At 69.9% G+C, this 24,971-nt stretch carries 36 protein-coding genes, 1 tRNA gene and 6 pseudogenes; 9 read left to right on the forward strand and 34 right to left on the reverse strand.

What is annotated here, in order from left to right:
• Window positions 1–99: 99 nt before the first annotated feature.
• From pulA to G7085_RS24940, 25 genes and pseudogenes are all read right to left on the reverse strand, one after another.
• Window positions 100–2,355, reverse strand: coding sequence for a pullulanase-type alpha-1,6-glucosidase (gene pulA / locus G7085_RS07870; protein WP_197510542.1), 2,256 nt, complete (start codon window positions 2,353–2,355; stop codon window positions 100–102).
• A complete protein-coding gene (locus G7085_RS07875; protein ID WP_197510543.1) occupies window positions 2,352–2,498 on the reverse strand; it encodes a hypothetical protein in 147 nt (48 codons plus the stop codon). Before G7085_RS07875 ends, pulA begins: the two co-directional genes overlap by 4 nt.
• On the reverse strand, window positions 2,495–2,812 hold the full coding sequence (locus G7085_RS07880; RefSeq protein ID WP_331715545.1) for a hypothetical protein: 318 nt from the start codon (window positions 2,810–2,812) through the stop codon (window positions 2,495–2,497). The genes G7085_RS07875 and G7085_RS07880 overlap by 4 nt, the downstream gene beginning before the upstream one ends.
• Window positions 2,742–3,395, reverse strand: coding sequence for a pullulanase X25 domain-containing protein (locus G7085_RS32335; protein WP_331715546.1), 654 nt, complete (start codon window positions 3,393–3,395; stop codon window positions 2,742–2,744). Before G7085_RS32335 ends, G7085_RS07880 begins: the two co-directional genes overlap by 71 nt.
• A complete protein-coding gene (locus G7085_RS34480; protein ID WP_408647189.1) occupies window positions 3,392–3,514 on the reverse strand; it encodes a pullulanase X25 domain-containing protein in 123 nt (40 codons plus the stop codon). Before G7085_RS34480 ends, G7085_RS32335 begins: the two co-directional genes overlap by 4 nt.
• Window positions 3,460–3,798 (reverse strand): hypothetical protein, encoded by a 339-nt coding sequence (locus tag G7085_RS07885; protein WP_197510545.1) that lies wholly within the window; start codon window positions 3,796–3,798, stop codon window positions 3,460–3,462. Before G7085_RS07885 ends, G7085_RS34480 begins: the two co-directional genes overlap by 55 nt.
• A 115-nt stretch (window positions 3,799–3,913) precedes the next feature.
• A complete protein-coding gene (locus G7085_RS07890; protein WP_197510546.1) occupies window positions 3,914–4,150 on the reverse strand; it encodes a hypothetical protein in 237 nt (78 codons plus the stop codon).
• 26 nt (window positions 4,151–4,176) lie between these two features.
• The gene (locus G7085_RS07895; protein WP_197510547.1) at window positions 4,177–4,767 is read right to left on the reverse strand and encodes an alpha-amylase family glycosyl hydrolase; all 591 of its coding nucleotides are present in this window, start codon (window positions 4,765–4,767) and stop codon (window positions 4,177–4,179) included.
• Entirely contained in the window at window positions 4,701–5,066 is a 366-nt protein-coding gene (locus G7085_RS29860) for an alpha-amylase family glycosyl hydrolase (protein ID WP_197510548.1), read from the reverse strand. Before G7085_RS29860 ends, G7085_RS07895 begins: the two co-directional genes overlap by 67 nt.
• 45 nt (window positions 5,067–5,111) lie before the next feature.
• Window positions 5,112–5,864, reverse strand: a complete 753-nt coding sequence (locus tag G7085_RS07905; RefSeq protein WP_197510549.1) for an alpha-amylase family glycosyl hydrolase — start codon at window positions 5,862–5,864, stop codon at window positions 5,112–5,114.
• Complete coding sequence (locus tag G7085_RS07910) at window positions 5,827–6,162, reverse strand: pullulanase X25 domain-containing protein (protein ID WP_197510550.1); 336 nt, start codon at window positions 6,160–6,162, stop codon at window positions 5,827–5,829. Before G7085_RS07910 ends, G7085_RS07905 begins: the two co-directional genes overlap by 38 nt.
• Window positions 6,163–6,395: 233 nt before the next feature.
• Complete coding sequence (locus tag G7085_RS07915; RefSeq protein ID WP_197510551.1) at window positions 6,396–6,551, reverse strand: hypothetical protein; 156 nt, start codon at window positions 6,549–6,551, stop codon at window positions 6,396–6,398.
• A complete protein-coding gene (locus G7085_RS29865) occupies window positions 6,548–6,817 on the reverse strand; it encodes a Wadjet anti-phage system protein JetD domain-containing protein (RefSeq protein WP_269452083.1) in 270 nt (89 codons plus the stop codon). Before G7085_RS29865 ends, G7085_RS07915 begins: the two co-directional genes overlap by 4 nt.
• Window positions 6,795–7,280: a DUF3322 domain-containing protein gene (locus G7085_RS07925; RefSeq protein ID WP_231979323.1), complete on the reverse strand. Its 486-nt coding sequence runs from the start codon at window positions 7,278–7,280 to the stop codon at window positions 6,795–6,797. Before G7085_RS07925 ends, G7085_RS29865 begins: the two co-directional genes overlap by 23 nt.
• Window positions 7,241–7,468: a DUF3322 domain-containing protein gene (locus G7085_RS34485; protein WP_197510554.1), complete on the reverse strand. Its 228-nt coding sequence runs from the start codon at window positions 7,466–7,468 to the stop codon at window positions 7,241–7,243. Before G7085_RS34485 ends, G7085_RS07925 begins: the two co-directional genes overlap by 40 nt.
• A 37-nt stretch (window positions 7,469–7,505) precedes the next feature.
• Complete coding sequence (locus G7085_RS07935; protein WP_197513058.1) at window positions 7,506–7,655, reverse strand: hypothetical protein; 150 nt, start codon at window positions 7,653–7,655, stop codon at window positions 7,506–7,508.
• Window positions 7,656–7,657: 2 nt separating this feature from the next.
• A pseudogene (locus G7085_RS34490) lies at window positions 7,658–7,952 on the reverse strand (SbcC/MukB-like Walker B domain-containing protein).
• The gene (locus G7085_RS07945; RefSeq protein WP_197510555.1) at window positions 7,927–8,163 is read right to left on the reverse strand and encodes a hypothetical protein; all 237 of its coding nucleotides are present in this window, start codon (window positions 8,161–8,163) and stop codon (window positions 7,927–7,929) included. The pseudogene G7085_RS34490 and the gene G7085_RS07945 overlap by 26 nt, the downstream one beginning before the upstream one ends.
• A 20-nt stretch (window positions 8,164–8,183) precedes the next feature.
• Window positions 8,184–9,452 carry a hypothetical protein gene (locus G7085_RS07950; protein WP_197510556.1) on the reverse strand — a complete coding sequence of 423 codons (1,269 nt, stop codon included), beginning with the start codon at window positions 9,450–9,452 and terminating at the stop codon, window positions 8,184–8,186.
• Window positions 9,453–9,541: 89 nt separating this feature from the next.
• Window positions 9,542–9,985, reverse strand: coding sequence for a hypothetical protein (locus G7085_RS07955; protein WP_197510557.1), 444 nt, complete (start codon window positions 9,983–9,985; stop codon window positions 9,542–9,544).
• Window positions 9,986–10,112: 127 nt separating this feature from the next.
• The gene (locus tag G7085_RS07960) at window positions 10,113–10,745 is read right to left on the reverse strand and encodes an ATP-binding protein (protein ID WP_331715547.1); all 633 of its coding nucleotides are present in this window, start codon (window positions 10,743–10,745) and stop codon (window positions 10,113–10,115) included.
• A gap of 72 nt (window positions 10,746–10,817) precedes the next feature.
• A complete protein-coding gene (locus G7085_RS24925; protein ID WP_231980074.1) occupies window positions 10,818–11,486 on the reverse strand; it encodes a DUF4194 domain-containing protein in 669 nt (222 codons plus the stop codon).
• An 84-nt stretch (window positions 11,487–11,570) separates the two neighbouring features.
• Window positions 11,571–12,397 (reverse strand): annotated as a pseudogene (locus tag G7085_RS24930) (DUF3375 family protein); the annotation flags it as partial.
• Window positions 12,289–13,194 (reverse strand): GNAT family N-acetyltransferase, encoded by a 906-nt coding sequence (locus G7085_RS24935; RefSeq protein WP_331715548.1) that lies wholly within the window; start codon window positions 13,192–13,194, stop codon window positions 12,289–12,291. The pseudogene G7085_RS24930 and the gene G7085_RS24935, both read right to left, overlap by 109 nt.
• Entirely contained in the window at window positions 13,089–13,391 is a 303-nt protein-coding gene (locus G7085_RS24940) for a GNAT family N-acetyltransferase (protein ID WP_231979324.1), read from the reverse strand. Before G7085_RS24940 ends, G7085_RS24935 begins: the two co-directional genes overlap by 106 nt.
• Window positions 13,392–13,670: 279 nt before the next feature.
• Between G7085_RS24940 and G7085_RS24945 the strand changes: the two are divergent.
• The 3 genes and pseudogenes from G7085_RS24945 to G7085_RS24955 all read left to right on the forward strand — a co-directional run.
• Window positions 13,671–13,793: pseudogene (locus G7085_RS24945) on the forward strand (Fic/DOC family N-terminal domain-containing protein); the annotation flags it as partial.
• A 107-nt stretch (window positions 13,794–13,900) separates the two neighbouring features.
• Window positions 13,901–14,110 (forward strand): annotated as a pseudogene (locus tag G7085_RS24950) (hypothetical protein); the annotation flags it as partial.
• 87 nt (window positions 14,111–14,197) lie between these two features.
• A complete protein-coding gene (locus G7085_RS24955) occupies window positions 14,198–14,629 on the forward strand; it encodes a Fic family protein (RefSeq protein ID WP_231980818.1) in 432 nt (143 codons plus the stop codon).
• Between the two features lie 66 nt (window positions 14,630–14,695).
• Here G7085_RS24955 and groL read toward each other — a convergent pair.
• From groL to G7085_RS07995, 3 genes and pseudogenes are all read right to left on the reverse strand, one after another.
• Window positions 14,696–16,325: pseudogene (gene groL / locus G7085_RS07985) on the reverse strand (chaperonin GroEL).
• Window positions 16,326–16,549: 224 nt separating this feature from the next.
• Window positions 16,550–17,347: a hypothetical protein gene (locus G7085_RS07990; protein ID WP_197510560.1), complete on the reverse strand. Its 798-nt coding sequence runs from the start codon at window positions 17,345–17,347 to the stop codon at window positions 16,550–16,552.
• Window positions 17,348–17,357: 10 nt separating this feature from the next.
• Entirely contained in the window at window positions 17,358–17,528 is a 171-nt protein-coding gene (locus G7085_RS07995; RefSeq protein ID WP_197510561.1) for a hypothetical protein, read from the reverse strand.
• Window positions 17,529–18,334: 806 nt separating this feature from the next.
• Between G7085_RS07995 and G7085_RS08000 the strand changes: the two genes are divergently transcribed.
• Entirely contained in the window at window positions 18,335–18,802 is a 468-nt protein-coding gene (locus G7085_RS08000; protein ID WP_197510562.1) for a hypothetical protein, read from the forward strand.
• 149 nt (window positions 18,803–18,951) lie between these two features.
• Here G7085_RS08000 and G7085_RS08005 read toward each other — a convergent pair whose 3' ends face one another.
• Entirely contained in the window at window positions 18,952–19,620 is a 669-nt protein-coding gene (locus G7085_RS08005) for a hypothetical protein (RefSeq protein ID WP_197510563.1), read from the reverse strand.
• Window positions 19,621–19,720: 100 nt separating this feature from the next.
• On the opposite strand from G7085_RS08005, the gene G7085_RS08010 reads away from it, so the two are divergent.
• Window positions 19,721–19,951 (forward strand): hypothetical protein, encoded by a 231-nt coding sequence (locus G7085_RS08010; protein WP_197510564.1) that lies wholly within the window; start codon window positions 19,721–19,723, stop codon window positions 19,949–19,951.
• 155 nt (window positions 19,952–20,106) lie between these two features.
• Here the strand turns inward: G7085_RS08010 and G7085_RS08015 are convergent, their stop codons facing one another.
• On the reverse strand, window positions 20,107–20,448 hold the full coding sequence (locus G7085_RS08015; protein WP_331715549.1) for a DUF3263 domain-containing protein: 342 nt from the start codon (window positions 20,446–20,448) through the stop codon (window positions 20,107–20,109).
• A gap of 138 nt (window positions 20,449–20,586) precedes the next feature.
• On the opposite strand from G7085_RS08015, the pseudogene manA reads away from it, so the two are divergent.
• From manA to G7085_RS24970, 4 genes and pseudogenes are all read left to right on the forward strand, one after another.
• Window positions 20,587–21,754 (forward strand): annotated as a pseudogene (gene manA / locus G7085_RS08020) (mannose-6-phosphate isomerase, class I).
• A 48-nt stretch (window positions 21,755–21,802) separates the two neighbouring features.
• A tRNA-Thr gene (locus G7085_RS08025) sits at window positions 21,803–21,878 on the forward strand.
• 226 nt (window positions 21,879–22,104) lie between these two features.
• Window positions 22,105–22,473, forward strand: coding sequence for a class I SAM-dependent methyltransferase (locus G7085_RS24965; RefSeq protein WP_231979325.1), 369 nt, complete (start codon window positions 22,105–22,107; stop codon window positions 22,471–22,473).
• Entirely contained in the window at window positions 22,473–22,703 is a 231-nt protein-coding gene (locus G7085_RS24970) for a hypothetical protein (protein WP_231979326.1), read from the forward strand. The genes G7085_RS24965 and G7085_RS24970 overlap by 1 nt, the downstream gene beginning before the upstream one ends.
• A 131-nt stretch (window positions 22,704–22,834) precedes the next feature.
• Here G7085_RS24970 and G7085_RS08035 read toward each other — a convergent pair whose 3' ends face one another.
• The 4 genes from G7085_RS08035 to G7085_RS29870 all read right to left on the reverse strand — a co-directional run bounded on the left by G7085_RS08035 (window position 22,835) and on the right by G7085_RS29870 (window position 24,418).
• Window positions 22,835–23,227 (reverse strand): VOC family protein, encoded by a 393-nt coding sequence (locus G7085_RS08035; RefSeq protein ID WP_331715550.1) that lies wholly within the window; start codon window positions 23,225–23,227, stop codon window positions 22,835–22,837.
• A 95-nt stretch (window positions 23,228–23,322) separates the two neighbouring features.
• Window positions 23,323–23,730 carry a helix-turn-helix domain-containing protein gene (locus G7085_RS08040; protein ID WP_231979327.1) on the reverse strand — a complete coding sequence of 136 codons (408 nt, stop codon included), beginning with the start codon at window positions 23,728–23,730 and terminating at the stop codon, window positions 23,323–23,325.
• Window positions 23,730–24,287, reverse strand: a complete 558-nt coding sequence (locus tag G7085_RS08045) for a DedA family protein (RefSeq protein WP_197510566.1) — start codon at window positions 24,285–24,287, stop codon at window positions 23,730–23,732. Before G7085_RS08045 ends, G7085_RS08040 begins: the two co-directional genes overlap by 1 nt.
• A complete protein-coding gene (locus G7085_RS29870) occupies window positions 24,284–24,418 on the reverse strand; it encodes a hypothetical protein (protein ID WP_269451807.1) in 135 nt (44 codons plus the stop codon). Before G7085_RS29870 ends, G7085_RS08045 begins: the two co-directional genes overlap by 4 nt.
• Between the last annotated feature and the right edge of the window lie 553 nt (window positions 24,419–24,971).

A 24,971-nucleotide genomic window follows, 5' to 3' on the forward strand; every position in this document is an offset into this window, starting at 1 on the left:
GCGTCGGTCCAGGCCCCGGCGTGGCCGAGGGGTTCCTCGTCCAGGCCGACCGCGGCGACGGGAGGTAGGTGAGGTTGTTGAACACCCAGGCGTTGCGCTTCACGAATCTGCCGTGCTCCTGGGTGATGGTCGTCGCCCAGATGTAGGTGCGGCAGCGCTCCGTGATCGAGTAGGGCTCGCAGGAGGTCTGCCACCAGCGCCCGTTGTAGTGATGGGTGCCCGGCGTGGTGTAGACGCTGAAGGGCGGCTTCGGCGTCGGCGACGCGGTCGGCTTGGGCGTCGGCGACGCGGTCGGCGTCGGCGACGCGGTCGGCGTCGGCGACGCGGTCGGCGTGGGCGTGGGGGTCGGGGTGGGATCGACCCCGCCCGCTTCTGCACGAAGACCACCGCGGAGCGGGCAGGCACCGTGACGGCGCCCGTTGCCCGGTCCCAGGCGGCCGTGGCGAGGACCGGGTCGTCGTGCACGCCGTCGGTGAGCACCGGCGACAGCGCCAGATCGAGCCCGGCCATGCCGTCGACGGCCTGGGTGACCGGCTCGGGCGACGCGTTCAGCGCCACCAGCAGGCCGTCGGAATCCCGGTCGACCTTCGTGCCCACCGTGTCGTCAACCCGCATCAGGATCAGGCCGGCGGTCTGCTCCGCCCCCGCATTCGGGAACGACACCTTCTGCCCGATGGCCTCCGCCGATCCGAGCGTCAGCAGCGGGTGCGCCGAGCGGAGCCGCAGCAGCTCGAGCGCCCGGTCGCGGGATTCGGCGATGTCGGCCGCCGTCGGCTTGTTGGCCGCGTCCGTCAGGAACGGCGTCATGGCCGGCCACTTCGACGAGTTGTCCGCCGCGGGCGGGAGCCCGACGCCGAAGTTGTTGCCCTGCAGCGACCAGTCGAGCGTGTTGAAGTGGTCGCCCGAGTTGTACGAGTTGCGGTCCATCGACTTCGAGCGCAGCAGGTCGGTGCCCGCGTGCCAGAACGACGGCGACTGGCCGAGCGTCACCGTGGCGAGCGACAGCGTGTTCATCCGGATCCGGTCGGCCATCGACGTGTCGGCGGGCAGCTTCCAGACGCCGAGGTCGAACAGCGTCTCGTTGTCGTGCGCGTCGACGTAGTTGACCGACTCGTCGGGCTCGCTGGCGTAGCCGGCGGGCTGGCCGTTGTAGTCGATCTCGCTGCCCTTCTGGACCTTGCCCTCCGCCGTCTCGAACGCGTAGTCGGCGAGGTTGCCCGCCATGCCGATGCGGATCAGGTCCTGCCGGTGCCTGAGATCTGCCAGCTGTTCGGCCGGCGTCGCCGTCGACACGCCGTTGGGGTCGAGGTAGAGGCCCGTGCCGAAGCCCTGGAACTCCGACTTGTTCTCGTCGAAGGGTCCTCCGCCGTGGACGGCGTCGCGGAGCCGGTCGTTGAAGGCGCCGATGTGGGTGCCGCCGAGCTGGCCCTGCGTGGCCTGCGTGAAGCGGGCGTTTCCAGCCACCTCGCCGAAGTCCCAGCCCTCGCCGTACAGGTAGATCGACCTGCCGTCGACACCGTCGTCCGCGAGGGTCAGCCCGTCGAGCGCGGCACGCACGGCCCGCATGTTGGCGACGCTGTGGTGGCCCATCAGGTCGAAGCGGAAGCCGTCGACGTGGTAGTCGGCGGCCCAGGTGACCACGGAATCGACCATCAACTGCTCGGCCATCGCGTGTTCGGTTGCGATGTTCTGGCAGCAGGTCGACGTCTCGACGGCGCCCTTGAGGTTGAGGCGGTGGTAGTAGCCGGGGACGACCTTGTCGAGCACGGACGTGTCGCCCTGCCCGGAGGCTGAGGTGTGGTTGAACACCTGGTCGAGGACGACCTGGTAGCCGAGCCTGTGCAGCCCGCCGACCATCTCACGGAAGGCACCGGTGCGGGCTCCCCCGAACTGGTTGGCGTCGGTGGCGTACGAGCCCTCCGGCGTCGAGAAGTGGAACGGGTCGTAGCCCCAGTTGAAGCCGTCCTCGTCGGCGACCGCCATCACGGCGGCCTGCTGCTCCTCGGAGGCCGGGCCCGCTTCGGGCACCGTCGCGACGGCCTGGTCGGCCCGGCTCTCCTCGATGGTGGCGATGTCGAAGCTCGGCAGCAGGTGGATGGTGTTCATGCCCGCCTCGGCCAGCTCGGCCAACGCCCCGACGCCGTCGGTGCCCTCCAGCGCGAACGCCTCGTAGGTGCCGCGGAGCGCAGCCGGCACCGTCTCATCGGAGATGGAGAAGTCGCGGATGTGGAGTTCGTAGATCGCGCGGTCGACGAACTGCGCGATCTTCGGGGCCACGCTCTCCCTCCAGATCCTGGGCGCCCAGCGCGGGTCGTCGAGGTCGACCAGCACCGAGTGCGTCGAGTTGAGCGTCAACCCTTCGAGTACGGGTCGGTGACCACGTTGTGCGTCACGGCGTCGAGCGACGGCACGAACACCGCGACATCGAACCGGTAGGCGCGGTCGACCCAGTCGGCCTCGCCGGTGACCGACCAGACGCCGTCGGCGTCGCGGGTCATGGCCACCCGCGTCGGTTCCCGGTGCCGAACAGGTCGTCGGAGAGGAGCAGGTCGACGGTGGTGGCTGTGGGGGCCCACAGCCGCAGCGTCGGGACTCCCGCCGCGTAGGTGGCGCCCAACGCGGCGGTGCGGGCGCCCTCGGCGTAGAGGGCGTCGAGCACGCCGGGGAGCTGGACCCCGGTGAAGGCCTGCGCGAGGCCGTCGGAGCCGCGCTGCACGATCGCGAGGTCGCCCTTGAGCGCCTCACGGATGGCCGCGTCGGCGGCGGTGAGCCGGAGCGCCGCGAAGCCGGTGAGGTGGCGTCGGCCCTCCACCTGGGCGTCGGTGAGGCCGGCCGGGTCGCGGTTGAGGTCGCCGAGCTTGACCGCGGCGGCGCCTCCCCGCCCACGACGGCCCCTCCTCGAGGGCAAGGCCGCCGTCCGGGTCGCTCCAGAGCTCCCAGGTGGTGTCGTCGCCGTCGGTGATCAGCGCGGAAGGCCACGCGACGGTGGTGGCGTCGACCCAGTGGCCGAGGAACTCACCGGTGCCCGCGAGCGGAGGATCCTCCACGACGATCTCCAGGGTGTGGTCGGACAGGGTGTAACGGAACGTGACCAGCTTGCCCGCCGCGACGGTGAAGCCGTAGTTCGACCCGCCGGGCACGCCGCCGACGCCGTAGTTCTCGTCCCACGAGCGGCCGTGGGCGACCTTCACCTCGTAGGCGCCGGCCGGGATGGCCGACGACGACCAGGTGAGGACCCCGTCGCCGTCGGCGTCGAACATCAGGGTGCGCAGGCAGTCGGGCTGCCAGTCGCCCGGGCAGCCGACGGCCGCCTGGAACGAGCCGGCCAGCGTGACGACCGGCCCCTGTGCGGTGTTGAAGAACGCGTGGCTGACCGGGTCGTAGTAGAACGTCACTGCACCAGGGCGACGAGCGTGTAGGCGACGTTGTCGCCGTTCGGGACGCCGCCCGAGCCGTAGTTCACATCCCACGAGCCGCCGACGGCCACCTTGTACTCGAAACTGCCGGCGGGCAGGTCGAAGGTGCCGATGTAGAGGCCCGAGGCCTCGTCGAGGTGAGCAGGGCGTCGGCGCAGTCGGGCTGCCAGTCGCCGGGGCAGCCCATCGCCGCGTTGTGGCTGCCGGGCACCGTGACCATGGTGCCGGGATCGACGACCGGGCCCTCCGGTGCGGCGGCGCCGAGGTCGGTGCCGACGACGGCCGTGGTGGAGGCGGCGACCGCCGAGCCGGAGGCGTCGACGGAGACGGCGCGGACCTCGACCACGGTGCCCGCGGGCAGGTCGCCGAGGTCGGCGAACACGCGGGCGCGTCGGTGGTGGCGGTGCCCAGCGGGGTGTAGTCGGCATCGCCGAGGGCGCGGTAGGCGAACGAGGTCTCGGCCCAGCGGTGGTCGGCGACGTCGGCGGTGACGGGAATCAGCCCGTTCTCCGGGGCGCCGGTGACCACCGTGATCGCCTGCGCGGCGCCGGCGTCCGCGACGGGGCGCCCGCCTTGTAGGCCACGGCACCGAGAGCGGGGATGGTGAGCAGGACGGTGCCGTCGGCGTCGGCGGTGACCGGGGCGGTCGCTCCGTAGAGCGGCGCGTAGGAGGCGCCCGGCGTCAGGGTCGTGATCTCGACGCTCGTCGCCTCGGTCGCATTGTTGAGCGCCACCAGGTGCTCGACCTTCTCTTCGCGGTCTACCCGCGCCAGGGCGTAGACGGCGCCGTCGGAGTGGAGCTCGATCTGGGCCCGGTGGCGAGCGCAGGGTGAGCCGAGCGGAGCGCGCCGAGCTCGGCGATGGTGGTGTAGAGCTCACCATCGGTGCCGAAGTGGTCGCCGGTGCCGTAGGCGGAGCCGTCGAGGAGGGTGTTGTCGAGGTAGCTCGGCACCTCAGAGGCGAACATCGACTCGCGGGCGTCCTTGTCGTTCCGGTCTCCGATGAAGCCCTGCTCGTCTCCGTAGTAGACGACGGGCTGGCCGCGGGTGAGGAACATCAGCTCATGGGCGAGCGTGCTGCGCTCGAGCTTGCGGTCCGCGGTGTCGAGCAGGTAGCCGATGCGGCCCATGTCGTGGTTGCCGAGGAAGGTCGGAAGTGATGCGGCCGAGCTGTGGTCGGTGGTGTAGCGGTCGTCGTCGGCGAACAGCGCCGAGAGGCCCTTCGCGGTGAAGCCCTTGGCGTAGTTCAGGGCGGAGGCCTGGTAGGCGAAGTCGAGCACGGAGTTCATGTCGGTGTCGCGGACGTAGGGCGAGAGCAACTTCGCGTCGGCGTCGTAGACCTCGCCGAACATGAAGAAGTCGGGTTGGAGGCGGCGGTGTGGTCACTGATGCGGCGGGTGAACTCCTGCCAGAAGGTGAAGTCGACGTGCTTGGCGGTGTCGATGCGGAAGCCGTCGATGCCGAGATCGGCCCATGCCTCGTAGATGTCGCTCATGCCGTCGACCACGATCTGGTTCTCGGTCATCAGGTCGTCGAGGTCGGCGAAGTCCATCGTGGTGGCGGCCTCACCGGCCGGCCAACCAGGGTCGAAGCCGCGGTTGTGGTAGAGCGTGACGTCGTTGAGCCATTCCGGATACCTGGCGTCCTCCATGCCCGGGGGACCTCCGGGTCGTACGGGAATGACGTGTCGTCGGGTTCAGCAGCGGCATGGCCCGGTTGCCCGCCGCGTAGTCGGAGGGTCGAACGGGTTGCCGTCGACGTCGACGTACGGGCTGGTCGCCTTGGTGACGTAGGGCGGGTTGGTGCCCTCGTGTCCGGCGTAGTAGATGACGTCTGCGGTGTGGTTGGCGATGATGTCGAAGTAGACCTTGATGCCGCGCTCGTGGGCGGCGTCGATGAGGTCGCCGAGCTCGGCGTTGGTGCCGAGATGCGGGTCGATCCGGGTGAAGTCGGTCACCCAGTACCCGTGGTAGCCGGCCGAAGCTTCCGTCCCGGCGCCCTGGACGGGCCGGTTGACGAACGACGGGGTGAGCCAGATGGCGGTGGTGCCGAGGCCCTCGATGTAGTCGAGCCGGTCGTGCAGGCCCTGGATGTCGCCGCCGTTGAAGAAGCCCTTGTCGGTGGGGTCGAAGCCGGTGACGAGCCGGTCGGTGCCGTCGCAGTCGACGGGGAGCACGCCGTCGGCCCCGGCGTGGCCGGTTGCGATGCAGGAGTCGTTGGCGGTCGATCCGTTGTCGAAGCGGTCGGTCATCACGAAGTAGAAGTTGTTGCCCGCGCCTTCATCGGCGAACGGCGCCGCGACGAGCGCGTCGTCGGCTGCCTCGTAGCCGCCCGGGAGGTCGGCGGCCGCGACGGAGACCTTGTTGGTGGCGTCGTCGAAGCTGAAGGTGAGCTTCCGGGTGCACCGAGTTTCAGCGGCCAGTTCCCTCGGCCGGGCCGTAGGCCTCATCCCAGGAGCGGTTGATCGCGATCTTGAACTCGTGGTCACCGGCAGGCACGGTGAAGTCGGCGGTCCAGGTGCCGTCGCCGTCCGGGTCGCCGAGCGCGGTGGCGTCGCAGTCCGGCTGCCAGTCGCCGGCGCAGCCGAGCTCGTCCTGGAGGTCGCCCACCAGCGTGACCGCGGTGGTGGCGGCGGACGCGCTCGGGTGGGGACGGCGGCCGTGACGACCGCGCTGGAGGCTATCAGGGCCGTCATGGCCAAACCCGAGGTGAAGCGGGACATGCGCATTGCGTGACTCCTTCGTCATCTGTGCCCGGACGTCACCGACGATAAGCGGGATCAGCGACGAAACTGTCGCGTTCGCGAACCCGCAACGCCGACCGGGCACCGTTTTGAACGTGCAACTGGGGAAACTCTGGCATTTGAACGTGCAACTGCGCAAGGGTTTTTCGGTTCTTCCTACCTGAGTGTGGGGAGAGCGTGAATCCGACGCTCAGGTACGAAGAGTCGGATTTTGCGTTGGTCAGCCCATCGAAGGGCCTAGCCGAGGGCCGACACGACGGCCGCGGCCACCACCTCCCGCGGGATCCGTTCCTGTTCGAGGCGCAGGTCGTCTCGTCGCAGCAGCGCGAGCGCCGCGAGTTCTTCGAGGTTGAGGTGGCCGATCTCGCCGCGGTAGGGACGCGGCTCCGTCACGGCGAACCCCTGGCCGCAGCCAGCGTCGCCTCGTCCATCAGGACGGAGCGGGTCTGAGGCAGGACCTCACGCACCCGGCCGAGGATCTGGAAGCCGTAGGTGTCTAGGTCGCCCCAGTAGGAGACCTCGGCGTCGCGGATCCAGCCCACCTCGGCCAACGATGGCGCCGCGAACCCATGCCGTGCACCGCGACGGTGTCCTTGAGCTGCGGCAGGGTGGCCACCGAGGTGAGGTTCTCTGAGATCAGCACGTGGTGCGGGCGCCAGGCCAGGTCATGCAACCCGCGAGCGGAACCGAGAAAGGGGTGACGGCGGGCCACGCCGCCTCGTCGAGGCTGCGCACCCGGAACGAGACGCCTTGCCGCACCAGGCCGGTGCCGGCGCCCGTCAGCGCGGCTGCGAGGGGCTCGACCAGCGCGCGGTGGCGCTCGAACCATTTGGTGTCGACCCCGGCACGGGCAGCTCCCGCTCCCACAGCCCGACCGGGGTGCGCGGCCAGCCAGCCGAGGACCGCCGCCAGCCGGTCGAGGTCGTCGTGTTCGCAGCGGGTGAGCGGCCTCGCGACCGCCGCCCAGGCGGCGGCGAGATCGGCCTCGGGCCAGGCCCGTTGCAGCAGGTCGACGGCCTCCAGCGCCAGCCGCCACTGCCGTGCCTGTCCCGCCAGCTCGGCGACAGCCGACGGCGTGGCCGTCACCCGGGCGGGAGGAGCTGCCGCCCAAGCGAGGCCCATCGGCGCTCGACCCATTCGACGGCGATCCCGGGCCGTTCCTCGAGCCGCCGCCAGGCCGAGGCCCAGGCGGCGACGGTGTCGGGGCGGCCAGGGCCGCCGCCTGTGTCGGGGGTTGCAGCGGCCAGGAGAGAGGGTCCTCGGCGCCGGCGGATGCCGCGGCCAACCAGCCGGGAAGCCGCCGGGGCCACTGCCGCCCGGCGAACGCCCGGAACTCATCCACCGTCCTCACAGCAGCGAGTCCTGCTCCGCCTCGGCCTCGGCGTGAGCGGCTGGCCGCTCAAGGTCGTAGTGGAGTTCCTGCAGCGTCGAGCCGCGGCCGGGCTGGTTGGTGACCATGACGACGCCGCCCACGTAGTCGTCGATCGTCTGCAGCATCTTCATGGGGTTGCGAGCAGCAACTGGAACCCGAAGGTGCGGAACACCTCGAGGCCGGCCTGCGTGAAGGTGTGGTCGGCCTTGTCGAAGGCCTCGTCGATGACCACCAGCGCGTAGGTCGGCGCGGTGTGCCCTCGGGGCGAGTTGGAAGCGCAGTGCCGCGGCGAGGCAGAACGTCACGAGCTTCTGCCGCTCGCCGCCGGAGCGCCCGCCCGAGCCGGTGTAGACGTCGACCTGGACGCCGTCGTCGTCGATCACCCGGCCTGGAACGTCACGTGCTGGCGGGTGTCGAGGCACTGTTCGCGCCAGGTCCTGTCCCCGGCTCGGCGGAGCCCAGCCGGTCGAGGAGCGCCTCCATGCGGGCGAAGCGTTCCTCCGCGGCGCGCCGTCCGGCCTGGGCGTCGGTGCCGCCGAGGTCGAGGAGGGAGCCCTCGGTGATCTGGTTGAGGGTGCGGCGGAACTCCTCCACGGCGGGAAGCGAGCGGTCGAGGACCTTGATCTGCAGCATTCCGTCGCGACTGAACCGCGTCAGCAGGAGGGAGCGGTTGACGTCGTCGACCCGGCTGCGGATCTCGGAGCGGGCGCCGCGGATCTGCGAGGCGAGGCTGCTGATGTTGTTGCGGGCCTGGCTGTTGAGCAGGTCGAAGAAGCGGTCCTCGAAGTCGGGGAGCCGGTCGGCCTCCAGCTCTCCCAGCCGGGTGAGGAACTCGGGCAGATACTCGCGCGCGCTGTCCCAGTCGGCCGCAGCGGCGGCCCAGCCGGCCCGGAAGCGGTCCATGAGCCGCACGGCCTGCTTCTCGGCGCGGGCCAGCGCCTGCGCGAGCTCCGTGTCGCGCCGGTGGAGCCGGTCGCGCAGCCGGGCATCGAGGTCGCCCTCGGCGAGCCCGGCCGCCTCCCGCGCGAGCTCGGCAGCCACGTCGTCAGGGATGACGGCGGCCTGTGCCAGGTAGCCGACGAGGCCTCGGCCTCCTTCTCGAGCCGGGCTACGCCGTCCGCGTGGCGCTGCTGTTCGACGTTCAGGTCGCGGAGCTGCGCGTCGGCCGCGACCTTTGCGGCCTCGGCCCGTCGCAGCGCGGCCTCCATCGCGGCGAGGTCGACGTTGCGCTCCCGCAGCTGTTCGAGGCGCCGCTCCACCCCGGCGATGCGCTGGTCATGGGCGGCCACGTCGATCTGCTCCCACGTGAAGCGGGCGAGGTCGCGCAGGGCGTCGGCGCGGGTCTTCACCTCGGCCCGTTCGTCGTCCCAGCGGGTCAGCTCCGCGTCGATCTCGGCGACCTTCGCTTCCGCCTCCGCGATGCGGGCCTCGAGGTCGGCCTCCTTCGCCCTCGTGGAGAAGCCGAGCACCCAGCGCGAACGGTCGTCGACGCGGCTGCGGTCATCCTTCTCGTGCAGCCCCTGCGAGTGCCGGACCTGGCCGTTGACGGTGACGGCCCGCTCCCGGTCGCGAAGGCCTGCGACGTCGGCGACACAGGCGTACATGAACCGGTGCTGGAGCCGCTGCGCCAGCCAGCCGGTGTACTCGCCGTCGGCGAGTTCCAGCTTGCCGGGGAGCTGCTCCGCCTCGAACTGCGGCACTCCCAGGCGGTCCGGCTCGACGAACTCGTAGACGAGCCGCGTGAAGAGGTGCTCGCGGTCGATGTATTCGGAGGCGGCCCGCTGGTGCCGGGCCGGGATGATGAGCGTCCTGGCGAAGTTGCCGAGCACGCGCTCGATGGCGCCGGTCCAGCGGGCCTCGTCGGCGCGGACCTGGAGCAGCTCACCCACGAAGGGGAGCCGGTTGGCCGGCACCTGCAGCACGGCCGCGAGGTCCTCGCGGACCTGCAGGAGCCGCGCGTCCAGGTTGGAGCGGTGGCGGCGCAGCGCCGTCAGGTCGGCCTGCAGGCCCTTCAGCGTTCTTCGCGCATCGCCCAGCTCCGGCAGCAGCCGCCCTGCGCGGCGTCAAACGCCTCCTGCCGGGACACCAGCTCTTCGCGGGCTCCCGCCAGCTCCTCCTCGAAGCGGCCGACGTCGTCGGCGGTGGCGGGAGGGACGAGCGTCAGCCTGCCTGCCGCGCTGGCGAAGGTGTCGCGGTCGCCACGGGCCCGGTCACGGTCGGCGAGGTGGGCCCGCCGGAGGTCCTCGAGCACCGTGAGGTCGCCGCCGCCGGAGTTGTCCACCGCCTGCTGGCAGCGACGGCGTTCGACCTCGGCGGCCTCCGCCGCGTTCGCGGCCGCGCCGACCTCGGCCTCCAGCCTCGCCGTGACCGGGCGTCGGTTCTCCAGCTCGGCCGAGACGGCGGCGAGGCGGCGGGCCCGCAGCCAGGAGTCGAGGTGTTCCACCTGCTGTGCCACGACGTCGCGCCGCGCGTCGAGGGAGTCCAGCTCGGCGGCCAGCGGCCGCAGGGGACGAGGGCCTCGACCTGGTTGCGCGCATCGACGACCGAGCTGTGGGCCGATCGAAGCTCGCCGAACTGCTCGATCATGACCTCCGCCAGGTCGAAGGTCGCGGGCACGTCGAGCATGAAGTCGCGGAACAGCGAGTCGAGATTCGTGAGGTTCTTGGCCGACTGGGTCTTGTGCAGCAGCACCTGAGCCTGCTCCGACCCGATGCCGAGCAGCCGCCGGAAACGCTCGGCGAACGAGCCGTACCGGTCGGCCGGGTAGGCGTTCCAGTCGGGAACGCGGCCTTGAGCTGCCGCGACTCGATGCCGTTGGCCACGTAGCCCTGCAGCGAGAGGAGGTCCACCTCGCCGGGCGCGACGGCGAACAGCGACTTCAGGTCCTCGCGCTGCGTCGAGCTGCCGCTGATGTGGAAGAGCCGGAGCAGGGTGGTGGCGGCGCCTGCCTCGTCGACGAAGGTGAGCGCGATGCCGCTCCACGTCGGGCCCTTGCGCAGGAAGGCGGCCCCGACCTCGCCGGTCTCCTCGTCGGCCTCGCGCTTGTGTGCGCCGCGCACGTAGGTGACGAGGTTGCGGTCGTGGTCACGGGTGTCGGTTCCCTGGGCGGCGGCGTTGAAGCGCAGCTTGCCCGGTGCCACGAGCACGGCGGCCATGGCGTCGAGCACGGACGACTTGCCTGCGCCGGACGGCCCGTCAGGAGAAGGCCCTTCCACGGGACGGCGAAGCTCCAGGCACCGTTGAAGGTGCCCAGTTCACGAGCTGGACGCGGGAGAGTCGACGCTGGATCATTGCGCGGCCATCCGTTCCAGGTCGGCGGTCAGGGCGGCGACCTCGTCGGCCCCGAACACCAGCCGCAGCACCGGCGAGATCTCCCACCGGTCCTCCACCTCGGCCCGAAGCAGGATCGAGTTGTCGGTCATCTTGGCGATGGAGCGGCCGACCTTCGCCTCCTGCGCCTTCTTGTCTGTGCTGTCGTTCTGCAGGAAGCCCGCAGGTGGTCCTCGATCTCGTCGCGGCCCACGAAGACGCGGGCGCCACTTCCCTGGCCGGCCAGCAGCAGCCGCCGCAGGTACAGGACGAGGACGGTGTCGAGGAGGTGAGCGGCTGGCGACGCACGACCTTCGGGCGTCGTCGAGGGCGAGGTTGCGCACGAAGGCGACACCCGCGTCGCGGTCGATGACGAGCTGGAGGTAGAGGTCGGCGAGGCGGGAGCGGACGACGCTCTCGCTCCGCTCGAGCGCCGCCCACAGCTTGGCGTGTTCCTCGGCCCGCACATAGGGGCCGTTGAGCAGCTTGAGGAGGAGCCGTCGCGTGGCGGGATCCAGTTCGCCCGGATCCTCGGGAGCCTCGACCTGCTCGGCGTCATCGAAGTCTTCGAGTTCGCCGTCGGCCCGGCGGGGGCGCTGCTCAGGCTCATGGGAGTCTCCAGTGCAGAGGGACGTCGGTGAAAACATAGCGGGGCGCGCTGACGGTTCGGGGAACCCCTGCGAGGAGACCCACGTCCATTCCTCACGCCCGGGCGCCTCGGTGGCGTTGTCCTCGGCGAGCACGAGCAGGCCGATCACGGAGGCGAGGCCCTGGGTCGCCGGGTGCGCGGCCAGCACGTCGGCCACGGTCGCGCCCGGTGTGCGATCGACGGTGTCGGCGATCTGGCGCTCGAGCTCGGGGAAGTCGATCTCGGTCAACCGGACGAGCAGCCGCAGGTGCTCGAGGTCCAGCTCGGGCACCTCGTTGGCCACGACCTCGTCGACGGTGCGCAGGTCGGCCGGGTTGTGGAGGGCCCAGGAGCCGACCGATGAGATCCGAAGCGACGTCAGGTCGAGGTCGCGGCCAAGCGGGGTGGTCGGCGAGTGCTTCCTGAGCGCGGCGAGGGCCGCCTGGTCGGCGCGGGTCAGCGCCTCCGCCAGGCGCTTGTGCTCGCGGTACTCCTGCGTCTCGACGAAGCGGCGGAGGCTCCGCGAGAACTCGGTGAGGCTGCGGCGCACCTGGTTGCTCTCGCGCTGCAGCAGCGTGAGGTAGCGGCGCAGGAACACGGCGTCGGCGGCCGGCATTGTGCCGGCGAACCCGCGCCCGAGCAGGGCCTCGACGGCACCGTCGAAGCGGTCGGCGAGGACGCTGTCCAGCAGCAGCTCGTGGAAGGCGTTGAACGTGCGGCCGGCCTCGCTGGTCTCGATGAGGTCGACCCCGGCGAAGACGCCCTCGAGGACCCGCCGCGGGAGCCGTCGTGGTTGATGATCTGTTCGCGCAGCTCGCCGTTCAGCGACTCGAGGTCGTCGGCCACCTTCGCGAAGTCGCCGGGCACCTCGCCGGCCAGCCGCAGGATCTCGGTGAGCCGCTCGCGGGCGATGCGGTCGTCAAGGGGCTGGTACTGGCCGGCCTCGATGCGCTCGATCTCCCGGTCGATCCGGTCGCGCTCCTCGCGTAGCCCTGGATGCGTGTGGTGGCGTCGGGGTCGGACTCCCTGGCGAGGGAGTCGAGCAGGCCGGCCACGTTGCTCAGCCGTGAGGACGTCACGGCGGAGCGGGACTCCTGCGCGTCGCCGACGAAGCGCACCACGTCGGCGGCGCTGCGAGACAGCTCGACGGTCTCCTCGCGGGCCGCGGCGCCGGGCCGGCGCACCAGATAGCCGCCGGAGATCCAGTCGGCCACATACTCCTGCGCCGTGCGCGGGAGCGCAAAGCCGGCGTCACGCAGCTCGTCGAGATCCTCGCCGACCTGTTCGAGGAACTCGGCGTAGCCGACGACACGCGTCGCCTCGAAGCGATATGAGAGGACGGCGACGACGACAGGCAGCAGGTCGGCGCGCAGCAGCCGGAAGGGGCCCTCGACGGCCCGCTGCGCGGTGATGGCCCGCGCCGCCACCCCGTCATCCCAGTTCAGCGCCTTCCGGGCGCCCAGGCGCCGCAGCGCGTCCCCGTCGAGGCGGCGGGTGCTCCAGCCGTCCATGCTGTGCGAGCCGATCGACTCGTAGAAGGCGATGGCGGGCGCGTTCCAGTCGAGCACCGTCCACTCGAGGCGGCGGTAGCCGCGCTCCACGCAGATCTCTGCGAGGGTCTTCAGCAGGGCGAAGCCGGTGCCCTTGCCGCGGTGTTCGGGCGAGATGTAGAGGTCGTCGAGGTGGATGCCGTGGCGCCCTCCCAGGTGGAGTAGGTGAGGAACCACAGCGCCAGGCCGATGACCCGGCCCTCATGCTCCGCGACGTGGCAGAAGACGGCGGGCTGGGCGCCGAACAGGTGGGCCTCGAGCGCCTCGACGGTGTTGACCACCGCGTCGGGCTCGCGCTCGTAGGTGGCAAGTTCCCGGATCAGGTCGAGGATGCTCTGACAGTCCTCACGGCGGGCTTCTCTGATCAGGGTCATGGGGACGAGGCTACCGCCCGGCTGGGCGGGGACGCTGCTGGGCGCTCTCCGGGGACATGGTGACGGCGTGGACACGTCCCGTGAACATGTACAGGAAACGCCGTTTCGTGTACGTATCGGCACAAGATGGTCACCCTCGGAACATGTCCTTCGAGGCCATGCTCCCTACCAGGAGTTGCCGCCCTCCCGCCACGGGCGGACATCGAGACGCCCGCGGTATTCAGGGCCGCACTCGATGCGAGCCGTCAGCTCGCTTCCCTCGACATGGCCTGTCAGCGGATGCCCGATCCATCCCTTCTGATCAACATCACACCGCTGATCGAGGCGCAGGCGTCCAGCCACATCGAGAACATCGTCACCACCAACGACGAGCTGTTCCGCGCGGCCAGCGGCGCCTTTGACGAGCTGACGCCAGCCGCGAAGGAGGCTCTGCGCTACCGCGAGGCTCTCTGGGCCGGGTTCGCGTCCGTCACGCAGCGTCCCCTCACAGTTCAGACGGCGCGCACCGTATGCAGCACCCTGCACGGAGCGGAGATGCCGATCCGCAACCGACCGGGCACGTTCATCGGCAATCCCGTCACGGGACACCGGGCCTACGCCCGCCCGAGGGCGAGGCACTCATCCTGGAGAAGCTGGGGCAATGGGAGCGATTCATCCATGAACACGAGCCACTGGACGCCCTCGTGGCGATGGCTCTCCAGCACTACCAGTTCGAGGCGATCCACCCGTTCTTCGACGGGAACGGTCGCACCGGACGCATCCTCAACCTGCTGGTTCTGCGGCAGCACGGCCTCCTGACGAGGCCGGTGCTGTATCTCTCCGGCTACCTGGTCCGGCACAGGGACGACTATTACCGGTTGCTCCGCGCAGTCACCGCGGACGGGGCGTGGGAGGAATGGGTCATCTTCATGGCCCGGGCCGTTGAGGAGTCGGCCAGGTCCGCGCTTCAGCTGGTGACCACGGTCATCGGCCAGCGCGATCGGATCGAGGCCTCGATCCGCGAGTCCCACCCGACGTTCCATGCGGCCGAGCTGGCGCGCATCCTGACCCGGCAGCCATACGCCCGCATCGAAGACGTCGTGGCCGCGGGGCTCGCGCAGCGCCAGACGGCCTCACGCTGGCTGACCGCGCTGGCCGACGACGGGCTCATTGACCGGCAGAAGGTCGGGCGCAACGTCGTGTTCATCAACTCCGAACTCCTGGCTGCGCTCTTCGACACCGACCTGGTCGGCCGCTGAGAACGCGAAAGGAGGGCGGCCCTTGCGGGACCGCCCTCCCCTCAGACGTTGCGCGTCAGGTGCGGATCAGAAGCCACCCATGCCGCCCATGCCGCCCATGTCGTCGCCACCGGGCATCGGGGCAGCCTTCTCGGGCTTGTCCGCGATGACGGCCTCGGTGGTGAGGAACAGGGCCGCGATCGAGGCCGCGTTCTGCAGCGCCGAGCGGGTGACCTTCGCCGGGTCGATGATGCCGCTGTCGACCATGTTGACGTACTCGCCGCTTGCCGCGTTGAGACCCTCGCCGACCGGCAGGTTGGCGACCTTCTCAGCAACGACGCCACCCTCGAGGCCGGCGTTGGCGGCGATCTGCTTCAGCGGAGCCGAGGCGGCGGCCAGCACGCTGGCGGCACCGACGGCCTCGTCACCGGTCAGAGCAGACAGGTCGACGGCCTTGGCCGCCTGCAGCAGCGCCACGCCACCGCCGGGACGATGCCCTCTTCGACGGCCGCCTTCGCGTTGCGGACGGCGTCCTCGATGCGGTGCTTGCGCTCCTTCAGCTCGACCTCGGTGGCCGCGCCGACCTTGATGACGGCGACGCCACCGGCCAGCTTGGCGAGGCGCTCCTGGAGCTTCTCGCGGTCGTAGTCGGAGTCCGAGTTCTCGATCTCCTTGCGGATCTGCGAGACGCGGCCCTCGATCTGGGCCTGGTCGCCGGCGCCGTCGATGATCGTGGTCTCGTCCTTGGAGACGAGCACGGAGCGGGCGCGGCCGAGCAGGTCGAGGGTGACGGCGTCGAGCGAGAGGCCGACCTCCTCGGAGATGACCTCGGCGCCGGTGAGGATGGCGATGTCGGTCAGCATGGCCTTGCGGCGGTCGCCGAAGCCCGGGGCCTTGACGGCGATGGACTTGAAGGTGCCGCGGATCTTGTTGACGATCAGGCCGGCGAGGGCCTCACCCTCGACGTCCTCGGCGATGACCAGCAGCGGCTTGCCCGACTGCATGACCTTCTCGAGGACCGGCAGGAGGTCCTTCAGCGAGGAGATCTTCGAGTTGGCGATCAGGATGTACGGATCGTCGAGGGTGGCCTCCATGCGCTCCGTGTCAGTGACGAAGTACGGGAGATGTAGCCCTTGTCGAAGCGCATGCCCTCGGTGAGTTCGAGGTCGAGCCCGAAGGTGTTCGACTCCTCGACGGTGATGACGCCTTCCTTGCCGACCTTGTCCATCGCCTCGGCGATGATCTCACCGACGGTGGTGTCGGCGGCCGAGATCGACGCGGTGGCGGCGATCTGGTCCTTGGTCTCGACGTCGATGGCCATGTCGGAGAGCTGGTCGATGATCGCGGCGACCGCGGTCTCGATGCCCTTCTTCAGACCCATCGGGTTGGCGCCGGCCGACACGTTGCGGAGGCCCTCGCGGACCATCGCCTGGGCCAGCACGGTGGCGGTGGTGGTGCCGTCGCCTGCGACGTCGTCGGTCTTCTTGGCGACCTCCTTGACGAGCTCGGCACCGATGCGCTCGTAGGGATCCTCGAGCTCGATCTCCTTGGCGATGGACACGCCGTCGTTGGTGATCGTGGGTGCGCCCCACTTCTTCTCAAGGACGACATTGCGGCCCTTGGGGCCGAGGGTCACCTTGACCGCATCGGCCAGGGTGTTCATGCCGCGCTCGAGGGCGCGACGCGCGTCCTCGTTGAACTGAATTAGCTTTGCCATGGTGGTTCGGGAGTCCTCCGTTATGGGGTGTCAACCCGGTTAACGTTCTTGGTCATTGGACCGCCGATGCCCGCGACGGACGGCCTGAGCCTCATCCACGATCCGGTAGCACTCACTGGTAGAGAGTGCTAAGTCCATTATTAGCACTCGACCCAAGAGAGTGCAAAGAATCCGCGACACGACACGGCGTCGCCCGGGTGGAACGCCGCCGCTTCGTGGGTCGGTCAGACGACGGCCTTGGGCCACGCTCCACCGGGGACGGCCTGGTTGGCCGCGTTCGACATGGTGTTCATCGACGAGATCATCGACGCCATGGCGTTGATCCACACCATCACGTAGCTGATGATGGCCGCGATGAGGCCGACGATCTGGGCCGCGCCCAGGGCGGTGCCGACGGGGACGGCCGCCATCTCGAGGACGGAGATGATCACGCCGACGGCGGCGGTGATGTACTGCGTCACGAAGTTGACGGTGGTCTCGACGCCCTTGGCTCCCATCTCATGGACGGCCTCGCCGAACTTCCTGGCACCGTCGGCCACCCGGGCCGCGGCGTCCTGCTGAGCGGTCAGCGAGGAGAAGAACGAGGATGAGGCCTCACCGCTCCACGAGCCGGCCGACCTGAGCCGGCCCAACTCGTACTGGAGGGCGAAGGCCTCGCACTTCGGGACGAGCTGGTCGACGATCGACTTGCCGGCCGAGCGCACCTCCCAGGGTGCCAGCACGTGCTTGAACACCTCGAGGGTGCCCTGGATGCCGCGGTTGATGACGTTGACGGTCGATTGGATGATCCGGCAGGCCCGCTCGACGAAGCTCTTCGCGAACTTGCCGAGGCCGGGCACCCAGCAGAACCAGTCGAGGATGCCGCTGAGCGCCTTCAGGAAGCGCCGGGCGACGTCGAGTACCTGGTTGACGACCTGGCTGATCCTCTCGACCGTCTTCTTGACCCGGTCGACGATGTCGAGGATCCACTGGACGTCGAGGGTGAAGGCGCAACCACCGGTTGCGAGGGCTGGTGAGGTCACTGCACTCCCCTTACTTGTTGATCTGGCCGGAGAGGTGGACGCCGCTGGCCTCCGCCTCCTCGTAGCGCTTGGCGGTGTCGGTCAGGGCGTCGCTGACGGCCTGGAGTTCGGCCGCCGCGCCCTCGTAGAGGGAGGCGAACTGCTGGCAGGCCCCCGGTAGGCGCCCGCGACGGGGAGCCACAGCCCCAGTGCTGTACCAGGCCCGACACGGACTCCCAGCAGCCCGAGAGCTCGTCGGCCGAGGGGATCAGGTTCGCCACGTATCTGGCGTCATCGCGCAGGTCGGAGAGGTCGACGATGAAGTCGGTGCCGCCCGCACCACCCGGGTTGCCGGAGCTCGGGTTCCCGCCACTGGGACTTCCGCCGCCCGGGTTCCCGCCACTGGGACTTCCGCCGCCCGGGTTGCCGCCGCCCGGTTCAACCGTCGGGTTGCCGCCGTCCGGGTTGCCGGTGGGAACGTCATTTCCCGGCCCGTTCGTCCCGGTACCGGGAGGCACATCGGTGGGATCCTTCGGCCGGCGTTGCCGAGCGCCTCGACCGCGTCGGGGATGCCGTCGTTGTCGGAGTCGGTGTCCCGGTAGTCGGGATGCCGTCTCCGTCGGTGTCGACGGGGTTCCAGACCAGGCCGTCGCCGTCACGGACACCGGGTCGCCGGTCCCCACACCCGGCGCGCCGACAACGGTTCCCGGGACGTTGCCCGGGCCACCGGAGGCCTGCGGCCCCCGGGCACGAACGTGTCCGGCAGCACCGGGCCACCCGGGCCATCGGGTCGTTGATCGTGGTGTCGCCCATCGGCACGCGGCCCGACCCGAGGTCGGTACCGCCGACCGGGGACCCTCCCCCATAGGGGCCCTCCGCCAGGGAGCCTCCACCCACGGGCGATCCTCCGCCGAGATCGCCCCCGCCGCCCGCTCCGCTGCCGGAACCACCGGTATCGCCACCACCCGAGGGAGCCCTGAGCCGGCACCGCCGTCGGCATCCTGCGGGGTGTCCGCACCCGGCTCAGCGGCACCGGATTCGCCGCCGCCACCGCCGGAGCCGGCGCCCGACCCAGCGCCGCTGCCCATCTGCTCGTACTCGGAGGGCAGGTCAACGTCGACCGTCCCGTCCGCGTTGATCGTCATCGTCTGGCCGTTGGCCTGCTCGACGGTGACGGTCCCGTCATCGTTGAGGGTGACGGTCGTGCCCTCGGCCGTCTCGAAGGATCCGCCCGCGGCGAGCGTCGACACGTCGCTTGAGTCGTTGTCCATGAAGTCGGCGTCGACGGTGACCTTCCCGTCGGCACCGAGGGAGATCTCGACGCCGTCGGACGTCGAGATGACGGTCGCCTCGGCAGAGGTGTCGATCACGGTGCCGTCGGGTGCGACGGCCACAGCCTCGTCGGAGACGGTCACGTCCGAGGTGATCTCGATCGCATCGTCCGGGACGGCGGTGACGGCCTCACCCGTGACGTAGCCGCTCTGCGGTTCCTGCGCGGCGCCGGCGTCGCCCGGGCGGCCTGCGCCGTCGGGCTCTGCCCGCCACGCATGGCCCGATGTGTTCGCCCTGCGTGGGCCACTCGAACGCGCCCCGTGCGATTGTTGTCTCTGACATGGCTCCCCTCCTCAGCCTGCGTGGTTCAGCTGGTCGATGATCTGGTCGAAGCACTCGCTGATGACGATCCCCGACCTGCCCTCGACCCAGTTGCGGTGGATTCCGAGATCGACCACCGAGCCCTGGTTCACGGTGAGGGTGACCATCGAGTTCTGCGAGCGGAACCGGACGCCCTCGACCTCGGTCAGGCCGAGCTGGGCGGCCTCCTCCAGCGACACGGGCTCCGCGACCTCCTGCAGTCGCTCGCCCAGGCGCTGCAGCGCGTCGTCGAGCTGGTCGAAGAGGTTCGGCAGGTTGTCGATCCTGGCCTGCAGGTCGGTATCGGTACCGGGCGTCTCCAGCACGGCCTCGGCGCGACGCGTCATCTCGTCGCGCCTGGCCGCAACCTCCGCGTCGGTGGGTTCCGGCCCGTCCGCCTCGAGACCGGACGCGCTCAACTGCGCCTCGGCGATGGTCGTCAGGATCGTCGTCTCGAGCGCTCCGGCCTCCACCTTGTCCGACCAGCGGGGCTCGACGGCGACCTTCGCCAGCCGTCCGTCCGCCGCGATCGTCACGGCCACCTGCGCCTCGGAGTCGCGGACGGTCACATCCTCCCCTCTCGGCTGCATGCGCAGCATGACGCGCACCAGCTCGTTGAGCTGTGCCTCCATCGCCTGTGGGCTGGTGGTGATGTCGTCCATTCGGGCCCTTTCCGTTCTCGCGTCGCCCCAACTCTTTCAGCGGATAGGGTCAGGAGCCGTAGGTACCCGCGCTCAAACACACTGAAGTGGAGGCTCCCCCATGGCACTGCTGCGCACGCTCCGCGAGGTGGCCAATGTCGTGAATCTCTCCACGCCGCTCGGGCTCGTCCTGGCCCGCGTAGGAGGGGGAAGGATCCGGCGTCTGCGGGGCCTCTGGATCGCGGACGGCCTACGGATGCCGTTCCCGAACGCGAGCGCCATGACCGTCGGGTGCGTGGTGCTGCTGCCCGGCCGGACGCTGGAAGAGGCAGAGGCGCGGATCCCGGGCTGATCGCGCACGAGGACGAGCACGCGTGGCAGTGGTCGGCCTGTCTGGGCCTCCCCTTCATCCCGCTGTACTTCGCGGCGGCGGGATGGTCGATGCTGCGCTGCGGGACAGGGCCTCGGCCAACCCGTTCGAGCGGCAGGCGGGCTCGCGCGCGGCGGCTACTCCGAGAATCCGCGGCAGCCGCTGCGGCGGACCATCGCGCGGATGTTCAGCGCGAGGTGAGGATCAGGAGTGCAGGCGTCGCGCGGATCGGGCCGCCTGGCGCTGGGTGCGCATCCTGCGTAGCCGCTTGACGAGCAGGGCTTGTAAGCGAGTGCCTCAGGCGTGTCGATGAGCTGATTGAGGTGCTGGTAGTACCTGGCGGAGGAGAGCGAGAAGTGCTCCATGATCGCCTGCTCCTTCGGAACCGCGGCCGTGAACCAGTTGTCCTCGAAGTCGAGGATGGCTGCGTCGCGCTCGGCCAGAACGACCGATTCGGAAAGGGATGCTGCCTCAGACATGCAACCCATGGTAAATGGTAATCACACCAGTGTCATTAGGTCGGCTCTGCGCGCCCTCCGTACCGGACGGACCCCGTCACCGGACGCGGGTAGAGTTGTCCTGACCAGCTTCCACCGTCAATGAGGATTGATTCGAGCATGCGCCGACTGACCGGCTACGTCCAGCACTTCCCCTGGGGAGTACCGAGGCGATCCCGACCCTGCTGGGCCGGGAGCCGGACGGTAGGCCATGGGCCGAGTACTGGCTCGGCACCCACGCGAACGGCCCGACGGGTCTCGACGACGGGACCAGCCTCGAGGAGTTCATCCGGGAGCACCCCGAGACCCTCGGCGACACGTCGCGCGCCGAGTTCGGCTCGCGTCTGCCCTTCCTCCTGAAGGTCCTCTCCGCTGCCGGCCCTCAGCCTGCAGGCACACCCGACGCGCGAACAGGCGGAGGTCGGATACGCCCGCGAGTCGCTGCTCGGCATCCCGCCGAGTGACCCCACCCGCTCCTTCAAGGACGACTGGCCCAAACCCGAGGCGATCGTCGCGCTCACCCGGTTCGAGGGCTGCTAGGTTTCCGCGACCCCACAAGACCGCCGGGTTGTTCGAGGGTCTGGGTGTCGCGGACGAGTTGGCCTCCGTTATCGGGCCGCTCCGCGACCGGCGCGCCGAGCCGGCCCTGCAGGAGGTCTTCCTCGACGTCTTGTCCATCAACCGACGCAGGCACCTGGTCGACCTCGTCGTCTCGGCGGCCGTCGAGCGGCTCGATGCCCCGGCGGGCTGGGCGAGTTCGCCCGCACCGCCGTCGAGTTGGATGAGCACTTCCCGGCGATCCGGGCATCCTCGCCGCCCTGCTGCTGAACCGCTTCACTCTCGAGCCCGGCGAGGCCGTCACGCTCGGGCAGGCGTGATGCATGCCTACCTGCGCGGCACCGGTGTCGAGGTGATGGCCAACTCCGACAACGTGATGCGTGGCGGGCTCACCACGAAGCACATCGACGTGGATGCGCTGCTCCAGGTGGTGAGCTTCGAGTCGGGAGACCCACAGGTGCTGTTGCCGGAGGGCAGCGACGGGGTCTACATCTTCCCCACCCGTTACCGGGAGTTCGAGCTGTGGCTGATCTCCCCCACCAACTGCGATCCGCTCCATCTGCCCCGCACCGACAGCGGCCGGATCGCGCTCGTCACGTCGGGCGAGTTCCGGCTGCACGGCAGCAACGAGGAGTACCTGACCAAGGGCAGCGCCGTCTACATCTGCGCGGGAGAGCACGTGAGCCTCACCGGGCAGGGGCAGCTGTTCGTGGCGGTCTCGGGAACCTGACGGGCCCACTGGCGTCTGACGCCGGTCGTTGGCACAATGGGCCAGCACGCCTCCTTAGCTCAGCGGCCAGAGCGCTCGCCTTGTAAGCGAGTGGTCGAGGGTTCGACTCCCTCAGGAGGCTCCACTCTGTCGGCACGCCATCGTGCGACACCAACTCCGTCATCCCTCCCGTTCTGCGGCACCTGCCAGAACCGACCCCGGCCGTAGAAACTCAGGCGACGAGAAACCTTCTGGCGCCCGCGACCGACAGGCTGATGTGGGCCGGACGGCGGGTGTCCGCGGCCCGGTGGCCGACCGCGTCACCGCCTCCCGGCGCGCAACGACCTTGTCCAGCACGCAACAATGGCTGCATGACCGAACCGAGCAAGTGGGCCCGCATCATCGAGGCCGACCCCGACCATTCCCGCCGCTACATCGAGCGGTTCAAGATGATGGAGGCGGCCGGCCACGATCTGTACGGCGAGGCCCGGGCCGTCGACGCGATGGCCCCCCGCAACGCCAGGATCCTGGATGCGGGATGCGGCCCCGGCCGCCTGGGCGGTCGGCTGCACGCACTCGGCCACCGCGTGGTGGGCGTCGACGTCGACCCAACGCTGATCGCCGCCGCCGAGGAGGACCACCCCGGGCCGCTGTGGCTCGTCGGCGACCTGGCCGACCTCGACCTCCCTCCAGGGGAATCACCGACGGCTTCGACGTCATCGTCTGCGCGGGCAACGTGATGGGTTTCCTCGCACCCTCGACGCGCGTTGAGGTGCTGCGCCGCTTCAAGGCCCACCTGGCCCCCGAAGGCCGCGCCATCATCGGTTTCGGAGCGGGACGCGGCTACGAGTTCGGCGAGTTCTTCTCCGACGCCGACAAGGCGGGCCTCGAGTTGGACCTGCCGCTGTCGACCTGGGACCTGCGTCCCTTCGCCGCCGACTCCACGTTCCTGGTGGCCATCCTCGGCTGACCGGCAGGGCTTCCCTCGGTGCCCGACGTCCCGCTCAGTGGCCACTTTCTCCAACAGGACCAACCAGAATCGGCCACTGGCCCATTTTTCCGGGAGGGCCCGGGCGGGCCCACCGGCCCGGTCGGGTCGGGTCAGCCCTGCTCGATGCGCAGGAAGTTGCCTGCCGGGTCGCGCAGCGCACCGTCGCGGACGCCCCAGAACTGGTCGGTCGGCTCCTGCACCACGCTCACCCCGGGCACCGAGGCGAGCTTGGCGAACAGGGCGTCCAGGTCGTCGCTGCGCAGGTGCATCGGGCTGATGACGCCCTTGGCGATCAGCCCGGCGAGCGCCTGCGCGTCCGCCTCGGAGCGACCCGGTTCGGGCTGGGACAGCACGATCTTGAGGTCCGGCTGCGCGTCGCTGGAGAGCGTGATCCAGCGGTACCCCTCGTTCGCGACGTCCTGCGTGATCTCGAGGCCGAGCGCGTCGCGGTAGAACACCAGCGCGGCCTCAGGGTCGTCGACGGTGATGTGTACGGTGCTCACTGAAACGGCCATGTCGGCTCCTTCCCGAAGGTGGCCCCGATGGCCACACAGACGAGGCTAATCCGGGCGACACCGCCGCGCTTCTCGAATCCTGCTCAATTCCGCGGGTAGCTGCGGCGGGGTCGCGCCACCACCATCAACTGGCACGGCGACAGTTCTGTGGCGTCTCCGGGATGGCGTTCCCGGTAGTCGCTGGGGCTGCAGCCCACAAGGGCAGCGAAGCTGGCCGAGAACGACCCGAGCGACGAGCAGCCGACGGCGATGCTGACGTCGGTCACCGACATCGCGGTGGCAACCAGGAGCGCCTTCGCCCGCTCGATGCGCCTCGTCATCAGGTACGCGTGGGGCGTCTCGTCGTAGGCCGCGCGGAAACGGCGACTGAAGTGCGACGGCGACATCATCGCGGTGCGGGCGAGGTCGGCCACGGTCAGAGGCTGGGCGTACTCGCGGTCCATCCGGTCGCGCGCCAGACGCAACGCCCTCAGCTCCGCGAGGTCGGGCATCAGTCCCGCCCGGCCCCGGCCCTGCGGGCCTCCGCATCCCTGGCCTTGCGCACCCCGGCCAGATACGTGCTGACGAACACGACCACCAGCAGGGCGATGGCCACGTATCCGGCGATCTTCGCGTACCAGTTCAGCACGGCCACCGCGGCATCACCCAACTGCCAACCGAGGATGAAATACCCGGTCAGCCAGAGCGTCGAGGCGATGTAGTCGTAGATGAGGAACCGCTTCAGGCTCATGCCGGTGGCGCCGGCGAGCACGAAGACGACCTGCATGAGCGGCAGCGGCATCGGGATGTAGGCGATCAGGAAGCCGATGGGCCCGAGCTTCTCGGCCCACCGCTCGGCCCTCGCGTAGTTCCTGGCCGCGCGCTTCGACTGCCCGGCCCAGATCTCGATCATGCCGCGACCCCAGAGCTTGCCCGCCCACCAGTAGATCCAGTCGAACTTGAGGCTGAGGATCGACGCCACGATGAGGACGATCGGCCAGTGGGGCATGGCACCGGTGGAGGCGATCGCGCCACTGGCCGCGACGGCGGTGCGGCCGCCTGTGATCATGGCCAGCCAGTCGGGAGCGACCCGAGCAGCCATGCCCGCGTCGGGATCAGGATGAGGCTGAAGACGGCGATGACTCCGAACCAGGCGAGACAGGCGTAGTCGGCGCGGCCCGGCTTCTTCTTCCAGGGCATCCCGTCGGCCTCCCACCAGGCCTCCTCCGCCTCGCCGTCCGCGCCTGCCGCACCGACCGGTCCTGCGGGGCGGACTGGGGCTCACCTGCCTCACCCATCGGTCCTGCGGGGGCGGGCTGGGGCTCGGCGTCAGCCAGGGGCGCCCCGCCTCCGCTTCGACGACGTGGTCGTCGAAGGCCGGGGCGTCGTCTCGTTCATCGGTCACGCGTGAATGCTACGTCACCGGCCACCGTGCCCGACCGGGCCGCCCGCCGCCAGGCTACCCGCACCACCGTCCAGCCCACGCGGGGTGTCAACCCACCGAAGATCGCAGTTTGATAACAAACGCCGACCCGATGGCCAGGTGTTGGTCACAGCCGGGAAGGAAAGGCATTGAACCTTGTCAACGTCGGATCATCGCCGTGTTGACCGACCTCCTGCGCGCCGGGCATCCCCACCGGAGCCCCGGACGGACGGCCCCCGCTGCCCCGACGGGGGACACCCTGCCGGCCCCAGGCCGGAACATGGGTGTAGAGTCCGAAATCAGGAACACCTAAACATAGGTTCCTATCCA

Origin of the sequence: Tessaracoccus coleopterorum, assembly GCF_011174705.1 — a bacterium.
In the GTDB taxonomy this organism is placed as follows: domain Bacteria; phylum Actinomycetota; class Actinomycetes; order Propionibacteriales; family Propionibacteriaceae; genus Arachnia; species Arachnia coleopterorum.